The sequence below is a fragment of the Nitrospirota bacterium genome, from assembly GCA_023229435.1.
Lineage (GTDB): Bacteria > Nitrospirota > UBA9217 > UBA9217 > UBA9217 > JALNZF01.
In genome coordinates this window covers 93,443-108,516 of record JALNZF010000008.1, presented here as the reverse complement: position 1 = coordinate 108,516, position 15,074 = coordinate 93,443, and the positions used below count along the sequence as shown (strand labels likewise).

The window sequence follows — 15,074 nt, the reverse complement described above, 5'->3', positions numbered from 1 at the left end:
GATCGCCTGCAACGACAACAGCGTTTGCACAACGGATACCTGTGATCCGGCGACCGGCTGTGTTTTCACACCGATCGTCTGCACTGACAACAACCTCTGTACAATAGACACCTGTGATGCGGCGACAGGATGCGTCTATGCACCGGTTGTCTGTGCACCAGGGGCTGCCTGCAATCCGGCAACCGGCGATTGCGTAGTCCTGGATCCCTGCAAGGATGTTGTCTGCAATGACAACAGCGCCTGCACAACAGATGCATGCGTAGCCGGCAGCTGCGTGTTTACGCCGATCAGCTGCGAAGACAGCAATGCCTGCACTGCCGATTCGTGCGTACCTGCAACAGGCTGTGTAAACGCGGCGATCAGCTGCGATGACAGCAATGCCTGCACGACCGATACGTGCGTTCCGGCAACCGGGTGCGTATTCACACCGAATGCTCCCTGCACTGACAACAATGCCTGCACGACCGATACGTGCGTTCCTGCAACAGGGTGCGTATTCACACCGAATGCCCCCTGCACTGACGGCAATGCCTGCACGACCGACACGTGCGTTCCTGAAACCGGGTGCGTATTCACACCGAATGCCCCCTGTGATGACAACAGCGCTTGCACCACCGATACTTGTGATCCGGCGAGCGGCTGCGTCTTCACCACGATCAGCTGCGAAGACAGCAATGCCTGCACCGCTGATTCGTGCGTACCTGCAACAGGCTGCGTAAACGCGGCAATCAGCTGCGATGACAGCAATGCCTGCACTGCTGATTCGTGCGTACCTGCAACAGGCTGTGTAAACGCGGCGATCAGCTGCGATGACAGCAATGCCTGCACCGCTGATTCGTGCGTACCCGCAACAGGCTGTGTAAACGCGGCAATCAGTTGCGATGACAGCAATGCCTGCACCGCTGATTCGTGCGTACCTGCAACAGGCTGTGTAAACGCGGCGATCAGCTGCGATGACAGCAATGCCTGCACCGCTGATTCGTGCGTACCTGCAACAGGCTGTGTAAACGCGGCGATCAGCTGCGATGACAGCAATGCCTGCACTGCCGATTCGTGCGTACCCGCAACAGGCTGTGTAAACGCGGCGATCAGCTGCGATGACAGCAATGCCTGCACTGCCGATTCGTGCGTTCCGGCAACAGGGTGCGTATTCACACCGAATGCCCCCTGCACTGACAATAATGCCTGCACGACCGACACGTGCGTGCCTGCAACGGGGTGCGTATTCACACCGAATGCCCCCTGTGATGACAGCAATGCCTGCACGACCGACACGTGCGTTCCCGCAACCGGGTGCGTATTCACACCGAATGCCCCCTGCACTGACAGCAATGCCTGCACGACCGACACGTGCGTTCCCGCAACCGGGTGCGTATTCACACCGGTCAGCACCGATGACAACAACATCTGCACCATCGACACATGCGATCCGATAACCGGCGTCGCGCATACGGCCACCATACCGGCATCGTGCAATGACAGCAACCTTTGCACAACCGATGGGTGTTCGAACAATGCCTGCACACACGCAGAGGTAACTTGTACTACAGGCTCATGTGATCCGGTGTCGGGCTGCAATCTCTGCTCCGATGCCGCGACACGCTGCAATGACAGCGATGCCTGCACAACAGATACCTGTGACGAGGCAACAGGCGCATGTGGACACACAGGGATCACCTGCAATGACAACAGCGCTTGCACCACGGATTCCTGTGATCCGGCGAGCGGCTGCGTATACACAACGATCGTCTGCGATGACAACAGCGCCTGCACAACCGATTCCTGTGTTGCGGCAACCGGCTGCGTCTTCGCGCCGATCAGCTGTGAAGACGGCAACGCCTGCACAGCCGATTCCTGTGTTGCGGCAACCGGCTGCGTACACACAGAGATCATCTGCAACGACAACAGCGCCTGCACTACGGATTCCTGTGATCCGGCAAGCGGCTGCGTATTCACATCGATCAGCTGCGATGACAGCAATGCCTGCACAGCAGATACCTGTGATGCGGCAGCAGGATGCGTCTTCGCACCGGTCAGCACCGACGACAACAACATCTGCACCATCGACTCGTGCGATCCTGTGACCGGCGTCGCGCATACGGCCACCGTACCGGCATCGTGCAATGACAACAACGTCTGCACGACCGACGGCTGCACAGCCAATGCCTGCGCTCATGCAGCGGTCAGCACCGATGACAACAACATCTGCACCATCGACTCATGCGATCCGATAACCGGCGTCGCGCATACGGCCACCATACCGGCATCGTGCAATGACAACAATGTTTGCACAACCGATGGGTGTTCGAACAATACCTGCACACACGTGGACGTTGTTTGTCCCACAGGCTCATGTGAGCCGGTGACGGGTTGCAATCTCTGCTCCGATGCCGCCACACGCTGCAATGACAGCGATGCCTGCACAGCAGATACCTGTGACGAGGCAACAGGCGCATGTGGACACACAGGGATCACCTGCAATGACAACAGCGCTTGCACGACGGATACGTGTAACCCGGCGAGCGGCTGCGTATTTACTCCGATCAGCTGTGAAGACAGCAATGCCTGCACAACCGATACCTGTGATGCGGCAACCGGCTGCGTACACACAGGGATCACCTGCAACGACAACAGCGCTTGCACCACGGATTCCTGTGATCCGGCGAGCGGCTGCGTATACACAACGATCGTCTGCGATGACAACAGCGCCTGCACAACCGATTCCTGTGTTGCGGCAACCGGCTGCATCTTCGCGCCGATCAGCTGTGAAGACGGCAACGCCTGCACAGCCGATTCCTGTGTTGCGGCAACCGGCTGCGTACACACAGAGATCACTTGCAACGACAACAGCGCCTGCACTACGGATTCCTGTGATCCGGCAAGCGGCTGCGTATTCACATCGATCAGCTGCGATGACAGCAATGCCTGCACAGCCGATTCGTGCAATACGGCAACCGGCTGCGTCAACACCACGATCAGCTGCGATGACAGCAACGCCTGCACAGCCGATTCATGCAATACGGCGAGCGGCTGCGTAAACACAGCGATCAGTTGCATCGACAACAATGCCTGCACAACCGACACCTGCAACATTGCGACTGGATGCGTATTCACACCGATCAGTTGCAACGACAACAACGCCTGCACAGCCGATTCATGCAATACGGCGAGCGGCTGCGTAGTCACACCGATCGTCTGCGACGACAACAGCGCCTGTACAGACGATACGTGCAATCCGGCGAGCGGTTGCGTATACGCACAGAAAAACTGCAACGACAACAACGCCTGCACAGCCGATTCGTGCGATCCGGCAACCGGCTGCGTAAACACCACGATCGTTTGCAATGACAGTAATCTCTGCACAGATGATTCCTGCAACGCGGCAACCGGGTGCGTATTCACTCCGAAACCCATTGTCAGCGATAACAACCCCTGTACAGACGATTCCTGTGATCCGGCAACAGGCCTGCCTGTGTACAACAACAACACGGCACCCTGCGACGACGGTCTCTTCTGCACATCGAACGACACCTGTTCCAACGGCGTCTGCGTTGGCGGTGCCGATCCTTGTTCAGGAAACACACCGGTTTGCGATGAGGCCACTGATACTTGCAAGCCTGTATGTGTCACGTCCGTCACTATTCGTGGCGGCGGACAGAGCCCGAACAGCGTGGACCTGCAGATTAAAACCAGCTTCACGGTGACCAATGGTTGCATCCTTGCTTCCACGACGAGCACGGTAACCGTTTCAGTCGGCTCGATAGTGGCCATTGACTGCCATAAAGGGTCAGGACCGGATCCTTCGAGCGGGACATGGAACGGCGTTCTTCTTACTGTGCCCCTGTCAGTAAGCTGCCCGACCGTAGGAGATGCGGGCAAACTGATCCTTACCAACAAGGGTAATGGCGGTAGAGATACAGACAGAATGACCATTAAAGTGCAGTAAAACTATGTGGTAGATTAGTATTTACCCATTGTGCAGCGCCTCATCATGAGGCGCTGCACTTTTTATTTAATTTTCAACAGGGCGAGAAAATATTTAGCAAAGTCACCAAGCTCGCGAAAGAAATACCGAATCATTGGGGTTTAAATCAAGAAAAAGAGTTCCTTTGCGACCTTTGTGTCTTTACGAGAAAATTTCTCCGTTTTGAAAAGAATTTTATTCCTCAGTAACGTCTTATAACTTTAACTTGCAATTCCCTGTAGCTCGCTACAGGGTCAACTTATAGGTTCCTCTCCCTTGATGGGAGAGGTTAGGTGAGGGTGAAGTACGGGAAAAATTAATGACCAGATACCCCGTCAGCTTGCTGCGAGGTGGCATGGTCCGACGGGCTCCAGTTTCCTCCAATTTTACCGTTGGCGCGGGACAGCTTGGCGCCCACATGCTCTTTGACTGGGGCGCCAGTAAGAACATCGACGTGGTGGATGTCTGGTCACCGAACGCCATGTATGCACCGTCAGCCTTGTGGACAACGGCATGCGGTTCCCAGGTGGCAACCAAGGTTTGGGACTTGATGTCAACTGATTGGAATAACGACGGCAAGAACAGCTATCCCATGGTGGATGGCCCGTTCATGAGCTTCAATACCAACTTCAACATGATGGCACCCTGTGCTGCTTCGTGTGATGACGGCAACGCGTGCACCACAGATGTCTGCAGTGCAAGCGCCTGTGTTCACACCCCGGTCACCTGCGACGACAGCGATGCCTGCACCGTGGATTCCTGCTCCGCGGGAGTATGCTCGAATGTTGTAGATTGCGTGGCATGCCCCTCGCTTTGCAACCCGTGCGCTGACGAAGCCACACGCTGCAATGACGGCGATGCCTGCACAGTCGATTCCTGTAATCCGACAACAGGAGCTTGTATCCACACTCAGATGGTCTGCGACGACAGCAGCGCCTGCACAACAGATGCATGCGTAGCCGGCAGCTGCGTGTTTACGCCGATCAGCTGCGATGACAGCAACATCTGCACCACGGACACCTGCGCTGCTGCAACAGGATGCGTGCATACGGCCGCCGTGCCGGCATCGTGCAATGACAACAGCATCTGCACGACCGACGGCTGCACAGCCAATGCCTGTACACACCTCAATTGAAGGATGTGGAACAGGTTCAGATGTGGGCCTCGTGACCTTCAGGGTGCCCTCGGTCATAAAGAATTGCAGAAAGGCTGTGCCCATTCAAATTAAAACCAGGAATTTCGGTGGGGATACCGTGACCGGAAGCATCACCCTGTATAAAGATGGTGAAGCGGTGATGACTTGGGCGCGTGTGACGTTTTATGCGTTGGAGAACGTCAACAAGATTTATCACTATAATCCGAGAACGGAAGACGGAGAGACGATTAAGTGGACCGTCGTGGTGGACGTTCCTAACGATCCAAATATCTCAAACAACGCTTCGCTGATTATGACCATGTTCGTTGCAGAATGTAAAGAGAAGAGAGGTAAACATAATAATGAACGTGGGAACGACGATTGAAATAACCGCTAAGACAAATAAGTAAGGCGGTTACGGAAGCTAAAAAAAACCACAAACCACTTAGGGCCGGAGATTTTCTCCGGCCCTTTATTAATCGTATGCCAGGCATGAGGTCCGGTATTTTATTACCGGCCGGTCAGATGGGGTGCAAGTCCGACGACTTGGCGGGACAAGTCCTCCGCAATCCTCGATGAAAGGACCCATTAGCCGAACAGCAAGGGTGTCCGGGGGCAATCCGGAATCTGAGGAACGTGGTATCCGTCAGTGACGCATACGGGGAAGTCTCCTGCGAAGGCAATTGTCAGAGCAAGGAGGAAACTCAACACCGTATCTTAAACCCGGACATTTTAATTTTGGGTTGACACGCAATTTATTCCTTATTGACTTTTCGAGGTCCATGCCATATTATCCATTCCTATGTATGAACTCATGGTTGAATCAAAATTCGCGGCGGCCCATCAGCTCCGGGGCTATAAGGGCAAGTGCGAGAAGCTGCACGGCCACAACTGGCGCGTGACCATTGCCGTGACCGCGGAGCGCCTGGACGATATCGGTCTGGCCATGGACTTTCACGAGCTCAAAAAATCCCTTCGCGATGTGCTGGACCAGCTCGAGCACACCTTTCTGAACGATATTTTCCCTTTTACCCAGATCAACCCCTCGTCCGAGAACCTGGCCAAGTGGATCTACGACACGATGACCAAGAAGATCAATAACGAGAACCTTGAGGTCGCCAGCGTCACCGTATGGGAGTCGGACACGGCGTCGGCGAGCTATTTCGATTAAAACAGCGTAACTACTCAGGTTCAAAGTTCCGGCGTTGTTTATGTCTAAACCATGAACGGCTCGACTGAGCTCGCCGAAGTCCTTGAACCGTGAACCTATGTAGCTACGAGTTGAGGTGAAGATCCTTTGCACAAACCCATCGCCGAAAAAATCCTCTCCCTCGCGAAAGACCTTAAGGCGGACGACGCCGAGGTCTTTATCCGCTCCTCAGCATCCACCAGCATAGAGGTCAAAGAACAGAAGGTCGACGCCTTTGATCGCGCCAAAGACATCGGAGCGGGTTTGCGGATACTCGTCAACGGGAAGATGGGATTTGCCTTTACCACAGACCTCTCGGAGAATGCACTCAAAACCCTGGCACGATCGGCACTGACGAACGCGCAAAATGTCGGCGCAGATGTGTTCAATTCTATCCCCGCAACGTTTGCTGCCAACTATCAATCACTATCAATATATGATCCCGAACTGGTCGCCCTGAGCGAGAAGGAAAAGATCGACCGCGTCCTGGCCATGGAACGCGAGGCCTTTGGCGTGGACCAGCGGATCAAGCGTATCCGAAAGGCGTCCGCGAGCTTCGCGGGGTCCGAGACCCTGATCATGAATACCCACGGGGCCGAGGTCTCGTTCCGCGGCACCGCCGCATCATCGAGCATCGAGGTGGTTGCCGAAGAAAAGGGAGAATCGCAGGCAGGATCTGATTTCGACGTTAAGCGGTTTTACCGAAAGCTGATGATCGAGGAGGTTGCGCGCAGGGCCTCCAGGAAGGCGCTCGACCTTCTTGGCGCGAGGCATATTGATTCGGCGAAGGCGCCCGTGGTCCTTGATGCCGAAGTGGCAGGAGATTTTTTGTCGATCCTGGCTTCCGGTTTTTCCGCGGAGAGCGTGCAGAAGAAACGGTCTCTTTTCATGACCAAACTCGGCAAAGACGTGACCGCGCCGCTCATCACGGTATATGACGACGGTTTGCTTGCGGAAGGGCTCGGCAGCGCGCCCTCGGATGACGAGACGGTGCCTATGAAGAAGAAAACGGTCATCGACAAGGGCAGGCTTGCCCTGTTCCTGTATAATACCTATACAGCAAACAAGGACAAGACCGTTTCGACCGGGAACGGCATGCGCGGCGGGTTCAAGGGCATTCCCGGAGTGGGCGTGACGAACCTGTACATCGAACCGGGAAACAATTCGCTTGAAGAACTGATCGGCTCGATGAGCAGGGGGCTTTACGTTACCGAGGTAATGGGAGCGCATACCGCGAACCATATATCCGGCGATTTCTCCGTGGGCGCAACCGGCTTCTGGATCGAAAAAGGCAGGAAAGTTTACCCTGTTCGCGAGATCACGATCGCGGGCAACATCCTGGACCTGATGATGAACGTGGACGCCGTCGGCAGTGACCTCCGCTTTTCCGGCAGGATCGGGAGTCCGTCGCTCCGGGTTAAGGAACTCTCGATTGGAGGGAAGTAAAACAAATGCGGAATGTGGATTTCGGGATGCGGAATAAAAGCTAAAAATTCATCAGCTGATCGGATAAAAAACTGTAGTTTTCTCCAAAATATTCACCCCAAAGAACCGGGATCCCCTTAGAATACCCCAAGTTTATTCTTCCCAATCCACCCCATTTCCACTATAATCGGGATACAATTGCCCACAAAAAAACCTGATGCTGAGGGGTTTCCGAATGTATTACGAAAATGTGTTCAGCTCGCTTCAAAAGAACAACATCCGGTACGTTGTCGCAGGCGGCATCGCCCTGGTGCTTCACGGCGTGGTAAGGCTTACGGCTGATCTTGATCTGATCGTGGACCTGGAACCGGAAAACCTGAAGCGCTTTATCCATGCCATGCATGAGCTGGGATACCTACCGCGAAATCCGGTGAAAGCCGAGGGATTGCTTGATCCGGCCACAAGAGGCCAATGGAAGCGGGAAAAGGGTATGGAGGTGTTCTCGTTCGTTGACCCCGGGCAGCCGATGACGCTGATAGACGTATTTATCGAGGAAAAGATTCCCTTCGGAGAGGTCATGAAAGATCTCGTACGTGTTACGGCAAAAGGGATTACGATACCCGTTGTTTCGTTAGCGCATTTGAAGAGACTCAAAAAAGCGGCAGGCAGGCCGCAGGACCTCGCGGACATCGAAGCAATAGAGGCGCTGGAGAATGCTGAGGAAAAGAAATGATCAACCAGATACAGCGAAAGAAACCGTTTGTTTTTCGTCCCTCGCAGGAGACGATAAAATACTTTAAAGATGCGTCGCCTGAGGCAAAGTTGAACTGGCTTGAAGAGGCGAATCGGTTTGTCAACGATTTTGTTTCTCCACTGAAGCTGGAGCGGTGGAAGAAGATCTCTGGCCGGTAAAAATCGCACGGCAGGACATCTGCATCAATGGAATTGCAGGCGGAAGCCCGCGGCTGCTATCTCACCCGGAACTCTGAACTCCGAACCCTGAACGGTCCTGGCCCCACACCCTTTTCTCAATCTCCTTCAGTAGGTCTCCCAACGTATTTGGATCGATCGCCGAACAAACCACGCCCTTGAAACGCGCCGAGATGGCCCTGGCCCAGAGACGGTTCACGAGGTCGGCTTTATTCAGCACGACGATCTGGGGGAGTTCGTCAAGACCGATCTCCGTCAAAAGATTGTTGACCGATTCCATTTGCTGCTCGAAGCGCGGGTTGCTGATGTCCACGACATGCAGGATCAGGTCCGCGTCCTGCATCTCATCAAGCGTTGCCCGGAAAGCGCCAAGCAGGTCCTTCGGCAGGTCCTTGATGAATCCCACGGTGTCGGTGATGACCACCTCGCGGTCGCGAGGGAAGCGGAGCCTGCGCGTTGCGGTGTCGAGCGTGGCGAAGAGCAGGTCCTCCGCCTTTACCTCCGAGCGCGTCAGGGTATTGAACAGCGTGGACTTGCCCGCGTTCGTGTAGCCCGCGATCGAGACGATGGGGATCTCGCTTTTGATGCGCCGTTCACGCCGCTGGTCCCTGGCCTTTCCGAGGGCGTCGAGCTGCTTCTCCAATCTCCGGATCTTGTCCCGCGCGCGGCGCATATCGACCTCGAGCCTTGTTTCGCCCGGGCCGCGTCCGCCGATGCCGCCGGTGAGCCGCGAGAGGGCGGTGGAGCGTTCCGATAATCTGGGCAGGCGATACTTGAGCTGGGCAAGCTCCACCTGCACCTTGCCGTCTCCGCTGTGCGCTCGCCGCGCGAAGATGTCGAGGATGAGCTGGGTGCGGTCGATGACCCGCATTTCGGTGATGTCGCCGATGGACTTGACCTGCGCGGGGGTCAGGTCCTGGTTAAAAACAATGAGGTCGGCGCCGAGCTGCTGGGAACGGATGATGAGCTCCTTGAGCTTTCCTTCGCCGAGCAGGTATCTCGGGTTGATATCGTGCGGCCGCTGGACCACGGTGTCAAGCACGGTGATCGCGTCCGTTCGGGCGAGTTCCTTGAGTTCTTCAATGGACTCTTCCTGTTCGTGCTTGCTCTTCTTCGATACACTGACGAGGATGGCGCGGTCTTTTTTCGCGACCACAAGGGCCGATTGCGCCCGCTCCATTTCCCGTTCGATGTCTGAGATGAATTCCGCCGCATCCACGTCAAGGGCGTGCACGGACTGCGGAGGACGGATCTCATGGATGATTCCCGAGGGATTCGGCGGGACAAGATAGGCAAGCGAGATGGTCCCGGGGATCCCGTTGGGGCCGACGGCGAGCGCCGCGATCATGTCCAGCCGGAGAAGTGCCAGGTCCGTAAGGTCTTCCTGGTTCAGGGGGGTGTTTTTCAGGTGCGTATGGATGAACCGCACCCCGCGCAGGCGCCGCGCGCCAAGCCGGTGCTCCGAAAGGTCGGGGATGAGGATGTCATGGTTCGTCCCCACGAGCACGTTCCGGATGCTTCCGGAACGATCGATGATGAGGCCGACCTGACGTCCGATACCGGCTGAAGCTTCAGAGAGCGCGCGAGCGGCCTCGGGAGTGATGATCGTGTCAGGAGGCATCTTTCTGCGGTAGAGACGTTCGAGCGTCCTTATTTCAGCAGGCTTGAGGCCGGTCGTGTTGCCGTAAATAGTCGGGATAATGAGCTCCTTGAGTTATGCTGGTTCAACGTTTAGGGTTCACGGTTCAGGGTTCACGGTTGGGAAGCAGTAACTATAAACCCTGAACCGTGAACCTGACAACCTGCAGTTGCCTCTAAACAAATACAGCGCAGGCATAATGACCTGCGCCGGCAAGATCGCGTCAGACATGTATTGGCGCAATCCGGTGCTATTTTATCAGGTACACGATATCGTGTACCCGTACATGGTCCTTGACCCGTAAACCGATGATTTGACCGATCGCAGCCCGGTCTATGTGCTGATGTTCAAACTCCATGGACTCCACCGGTTGGGTGAAATCCGTGGAATGGCCTTGAATGTGGATCGAGTCGCCTGTTTTGAGCGCGCCGTTGTTGATCTGGACTATGGCCACGCCAAGATGGCTGTAATAATGGGTTACCGTGCCGATGGCCTCATCATGCCGGGCCGGTTCTTCAACGGGAGGAATACCCGGAGGCGGAGGCCCGGGTTCGATCTCAAACAGTTTGGATTGAACCGTTTGTTTGTTCTTTGCAGCGGTCTTTTTTGAGGTTTTATTTCCGGGAGCTTTCTTTTTGACAACGGCCTTTCCCGGGGATGGTTTCTTTTTCACGACTTTTTTCACGGGCGATTTCTTCCTGACGACCTTCTTTTTTACTGTTTTTATTGCGGGTTTTCGAGAAGTTGATTTCTTTGCAGTGCTTTTGCTCGCAGCTTTTTTCGGCATGGAAAACCTCCTCCGTATTCTTTGCCCATCTGGCCCGTTTCCCAAAGGCTAATTGCTTCTCATCAGGAAAAGAAAAAGCTTGACCCTTTGACAGCAAGGCAGAATGTTCCGGATTGATGCGACTTGTTTTAAACCCGCCAGAGCGGAATGCTGTGTTCATTGTCTTGAGCACTTGAGAAAATTGTAGCAAAACTGCAATAAAAAGCAAGTTAAAAAACAGGTATAAAAAGTGGAATGAACATCGTTCAGCCTTGACAGAATGGCATAAACGTGGAATAATTGCTCCAAGTGCGCGGAGGACTTAGCTGCATGGACATGTTGGGGTTCGATCTCTTTACTGTCGTCAGCGGTCTTGCCATCATAACGATGCTGATCGCGGTAGTGAAGGCGTATGACTATAAAAAATCGATCCCTGACGGTGAAGTAGGAAGAGCATGGAATGCTCTTTCATCTCTCGCAACTTTCTTTTTGATCGGTTACCTTACGACACCCTTTTTTATTGTCTTGTCTCAGGAAATAAAAGACCTCATCGTCGCGTTTATTTTTCTTTTCGGCGCCGTGTATGTGCTGATCACGCTCTGGCTTGTGCATCGGATCATCACTGTCATGAGAAGATAGAAACTATGAGAGGATGATTCGCACGGTTGGCATTGTTTTATTATTTAACAAGATAAAAGGGGTAGGGCTATTGGGGAGGAAAAGATGAAAATGGAGACAAAAATTAAAAAGGAGGAAGAGATGAAAAAGACATTGCCTGTTGTGCTGTACCTGTTGTTCATCAGTATCGCTTTGGTAATGGTTTCCACGACGGCGTTTGCCACGAACGGCATGAATCTGGAGGGATATGGACCGATCGCCACCGGAATGGGCGGCGCTTCCATGGCCTACGATAACGGGACCGCGGCGATGATGAACAATCCCGCGACGCTTGGTCTCATGCCCGAGGGCAACCGGCTTGACGTTGCGCTGGGATATCTGGGGCCAAATATCACGGCTAAGGATGAATCGAATTCATTCTCTACGACACCAGGTGCGTCATCGTCATCATCCGCAAACGCCTTCTACATGCCGGCAATCGGCTGGGTCCAAAAGGCTGGCCAAATGTCCTATGGCGTGGGCATGTTCTCCCAGGGCGGCATGGGGTCGGAATATGACGCCAACTCGTTCCTGGCATATGGTTCGGGTGAGAAGGTCCGTTCCGAGGTGAGCGTCGGAAGAGTGCTTGTGCCGTTCGCTTATGAGATAGACAAGAACTTCAGCGTCGGCGCTTCCGTGGATTTTGTATGGGCGGGGATGGACCTGAAGATGGCGATGAACGGCCAGCAGTTCTTTAATATGGCGGGGATGGACATGTCCACGCCGAATCAGCATCAATATGGTTTTGCATCCGGCAGCATGGTGGATGCTTTTGCCGGAATGTATATGGCAGGAGCTTTTAATCCTGCTAACCCTGTTCCCTGGGCCCGTTTTGATTTTTCCGATTCCAGCGCATTTACCGGCAAGGCAAAGGGGACTGGTTTCGGCGCTAAAGTGGGCGGTGTATACAAGGTGAATGACGATATCTCGATCGGAGCCGCGTATCACAGCAAAACCGCTTTAAGCGATCTGGAAACAAGCGGCGCCAAGGTGAGCTTTAACGTAAATATGGATATCGGCTATGCGACAACCGGTACTCCTAACGGCAGCTATATGCCTGCGACGATTCCACTCACCGGCAAGATCAAGGTGCAGGATTTTGAATGGCCGCAGATGGCGGGAATTGGTATGGCGTTTAAGGTGTCCAACGATCTGATGATCGTGGCGGATTACAAGTGGATCAATTGGGCCGCGGTGATGAAAGAATTCAAGATGACCTTTACCGTGGATGCAGGCCAGGCCGGCATGGCTGCGGCATTTGACAACACCGTGCTTAACGCCTCCATGGACCAGAAGTGGGATGACCAAAATGTGATCATGATCGGCGCAGCTTACAAGATTGATGCTGACTGGACACTGCGCGGCGGCATCAATTACGCCAATAACCCGATCCCTGATACCTATCTGAACGCATTGTTTCCGGCAATCGAAAAGACGCACGTGATAGTGGGCGCAGGTTATATGATCGACAAGGCATCGACCATTGATGCCTCGTTCACCTACGCTCCGGAAGTGAAGCAGACCTCCGGACCGAATGCCCCTGCTGGCGGGACCGTGACGCACAGTCAGACCAATGCACAAGTCATGTACAGCTATCGGTTCTAGCGTATTCCTTTATTTGAATCATCTGATCAAGACATGAAGAAGCAATCTCTCAGTGATGAGAGGTTGCTTCTTTTTTTGTTTCAGGTTGACTGCGTCAGACAGATGGCTTATGATTGGCACACGTGTCTGTTATGAAAATACTCTTTATAAAACTTTCCGCCATCGGCGATGTGGTGCAGACGCTGCCGGCGCTTGAGGCGATAAAAAAACTCTATCCTGACAGCGAGATCACCTGGGTGGTCGAAGAGGCCGCGGCAGGCATCCTTGAAGGCCATCCCCTTATCGGTCGCTTGCTGATTTCGCGCAGACGAACATGGTTCAGGATGCTCCGGAACCCGTTGAAGGTGGTCAGAGGGATAGGGGATATCATCCGGTTCATCCGGGGCCTGCGGAGCATACGCTACGACATTGCCATCGACTTTCAGGGGCTCCTAAAGAGCGGCATGCTCATTGGTCTCGCCCGAGCGACGCGCAAGATAGGTTTCAACAGGACGCGCGAGCTTTCGCACCTGTTCTTGAACGAGCGACTGCCTGCTTATGATATCGAGAAACACGCCCTTGAGCGATATCTCAATGTGGCGCGGTATCTCGGCGCCAGGGATCCATCTTCCCTGTGTACGCTTCCGATCGAGCGCGAAGTCACGGCAATCCGGGAAAAAATAGAAGCCATGAATTTGCAGGACAGGCCGCTTGTAGCAATGAATCCGGTGGCGCGGTGGAACACCAAACTTTGGCCTGAGAGGAGGTTCGCTGAATTGGCGGACCGTTTGGTGAAGGAGAAAAATGCCGTGGTCATTTTTACGGGGAGCCCGGAAGACCGGGCTGTCAATGATCGGATCATTTCACTGATGAGCGAAACAGCGATGAATTGGGCAGGGGAGACCACGCTCAAGGAACTGGCGGCTCTCGCGGTTCTTGCCGACCTCTTCATCTCCACCGACACCGGCCCCATGCACCTTGCGGCCGCGGCCGGGGCAAAAGTCCTGGCGCTGTTCGGCCCTACCGCTCCGTGGAGGACCGGACCGTATGGTCCATCGCATGTCGTTGTACGCACGGGGATAACTTGTTCGCCTTGTTTTCAGAGGAAATGCGAGATCGGTGTCCGCTGCATGGAGGAAATAACGGTTGAGGAAGTGATGAAACTGATCAAGGTAAAATGAACATGCAAAATGCAAAAGGTGAAGACACACTGTTTATTCTTTTCATTTAACATTTAGCATTCGAATTGAGGTTCAATGCTTCTCAGCGGTCTTCTCGATATATTTGACGATCTGGTCCAGGGACAGTTTCCGGTCGTCGAGAGCCCAGAAGAAAAAGTCATCAACGGACTTGAAAGGCCCATACGCATCACGGTGAGACGCGATAATTGTCTGTGAAGCGTTGTCGGTCACAACCTGTTTTGAAGATATCAGTTCGTCCATGAGGTTCGGAAAGTTTGCATACCAGACCCCGTAGTTTTTCCCTTTGCTCTTGCTGATCCTTTCTTTTATCATGTTCAGAATACTGCGATAAAGACCGGCCTGGTCTTTCATGGTATGCTGAGGATCGATAAGAAGGGAATGCATACCGATGGCCTGGGTTATCTCGGAGTACCGGGAATTATTGAACGAATCCTCCAGGTAGATATTGAGTTTGGCAATTTTTTCAATGTTCGAGACCAGCACCACGTCCGGCATAAGATTATTCCTCCCCCGTGCACAAATTATTACCAACTAATTTACCTCTATAGTTTATAGCATTGAATATAAAGAAGCAAGATTTTTA

The 15,074-nt window shown here is 53.9% G+C and carries 15 protein-coding genes; 10 read left to right on the top strand and 5 right to left on the bottom strand.

All coding sequences use genetic code 11. The features are described from left to right. Window positions 1-135: 135 nt before the first annotated feature. Window positions 136-1,461 carry a hypothetical protein gene (locus tag M0R70_08265; GenBank protein ID MCK9419356.1) on the bottom strand — a complete coding sequence of 442 codons (1,326 nt, stop codon included), beginning with the start codon at window positions 1,459-1,461 and terminating at the stop codon, window positions 136-138. A gap of 103 nt (window positions 1,462-1,564) precedes the next feature. Here M0R70_08265 and M0R70_08260 point away from each other — a divergent pair, with 103 nt between their 5' ends. The 7 genes from M0R70_08260 (at window position 1,565) to M0R70_08230 (ending at window position 8,625) form a co-directional block, all read left to right on the top strand. Continuing rightward, entirely contained in the window at window positions 1,565-3,946 is a 2,382-nt protein-coding gene (locus tag M0R70_08260) for a hypothetical protein (protein ID MCK9419355.1), read from the top strand. A 337-nt stretch (window positions 3,947-4,283) separates the two neighbouring features. Beyond that, window positions 4,284-5,099 carry a hypothetical protein gene (locus tag M0R70_08255; protein MCK9419354.1) on the top strand — a complete coding sequence of 272 codons (816 nt, stop codon included), beginning with the start codon at window positions 4,284-4,286 and terminating at the stop codon, window positions 5,097-5,099. After that, window positions 5,077-5,484, top strand: a complete 408-nt coding sequence (locus M0R70_08250) for a hypothetical protein (GenBank protein ID MCK9419353.1) — start codon at window positions 5,077-5,079, stop codon at window positions 5,482-5,484. Before M0R70_08255 ends, M0R70_08250 begins: the two co-directional genes overlap by 23 nt. Before the next feature lie 429 nt (window positions 5,485-5,913). Then, window positions 5,914-6,270 (top strand): 6-carboxytetrahydropterin synthase QueD, encoded by a 357-nt coding sequence (gene queD / locus M0R70_08245; protein MCK9419352.1) that lies wholly within the window; start codon window positions 5,914-5,916, stop codon window positions 6,268-6,270. A 126-nt stretch (window positions 6,271-6,396) separates the two neighbouring features. After that, complete coding sequence (locus M0R70_08240) at window positions 6,397-7,734, top strand: TldD/PmbA family protein (GenBank protein MCK9419351.1); 1,338 nt, start codon at window positions 6,397-6,399, stop codon at window positions 7,732-7,734. Window positions 7,735-7,948: 214 nt separating this feature from the next. Beyond that, the gene (locus tag M0R70_08235; GenBank protein MCK9419350.1) at window positions 7,949-8,446 is read left to right on the top strand and encodes a nucleotidyltransferase family protein; all 498 of its coding nucleotides are present in this window, start codon (window positions 7,949-7,951) and stop codon (window positions 8,444-8,446) included. Next, window positions 8,443-8,625 (top strand): hypothetical protein, encoded by a 183-nt coding sequence (locus tag M0R70_08230; protein MCK9419349.1) that lies wholly within the window; start codon window positions 8,443-8,445, stop codon window positions 8,623-8,625. The genes M0R70_08235 and M0R70_08230 overlap by 4 nt, the downstream gene beginning before the upstream one ends. Window positions 8,626-8,686: 61 nt before the next feature. Here the strand turns inward: M0R70_08230 and hflX are convergent, their stop codons facing one another. The 3 genes from hflX to M0R70_08215 form a co-directional block, all read right to left on the bottom strand. Beyond that, window positions 8,687-10,264, bottom strand: a complete 1,578-nt coding sequence (hflX, locus tag M0R70_08225; protein MCK9419348.1) for a GTPase HflX — start codon at window positions 10,262-10,264, stop codon at window positions 8,687-8,689. Between the two features lie 268 nt (window positions 10,265-10,532). After that, on the bottom strand, window positions 10,533-10,967 hold the full coding sequence (locus M0R70_08220; GenBank protein ID MCK9419347.1) for a hypothetical protein: 435 nt from the start codon (window positions 10,965-10,967) through the stop codon (window positions 10,533-10,535). Next, window positions 10,897-11,229 (bottom strand): hypothetical protein, encoded by a 333-nt coding sequence (locus tag M0R70_08215; GenBank protein ID MCK9419346.1) that lies wholly within the window; start codon window positions 11,227-11,229, stop codon window positions 10,897-10,899. Before M0R70_08215 ends, M0R70_08220 begins: the two co-directional genes overlap by 71 nt. Window positions 11,230-11,378: 149 nt before the next feature. Here M0R70_08215 and M0R70_08210 point away from each other — a divergent pair, with 149 nt between their 5' ends. The 3 genes from M0R70_08210 (at window position 11,379) to waaF (ending at window position 14,470) form a co-directional block, all read left to right on the top strand. Next, the gene (locus tag M0R70_08210) at window positions 11,379-11,687 is read left to right on the top strand and encodes a hypothetical protein (protein MCK9419345.1); all 309 of its coding nucleotides are present in this window, start codon (window positions 11,379-11,381) and stop codon (window positions 11,685-11,687) included. 120 nt (window positions 11,688-11,807) lie between these two features. Beyond that, entirely contained in the window at window positions 11,808-13,310 is a 1,503-nt protein-coding gene (locus M0R70_08205; protein MCK9419344.1) for an outer membrane protein transport protein, read from the top strand. Between the two features lie 131 nt (window positions 13,311-13,441). Next, window positions 13,442-14,470, top strand: a complete 1,029-nt coding sequence (waaF, locus tag M0R70_08200) for a lipopolysaccharide heptosyltransferase II (GenBank protein MCK9419343.1) — start codon at window positions 13,442-13,444, stop codon at window positions 14,468-14,470. A gap of 72 nt (window positions 14,471-14,542) precedes the next feature. Here waaF and M0R70_08195 read toward each other — a convergent pair whose 3' ends face one another. Next, window positions 14,543-14,986, bottom strand: coding sequence for a hypothetical protein (locus tag M0R70_08195; protein MCK9419342.1), 444 nt, complete (start codon window positions 14,984-14,986; stop codon window positions 14,543-14,545). Window positions 14,987-15,074: the final 88 nt, after the last annotated feature.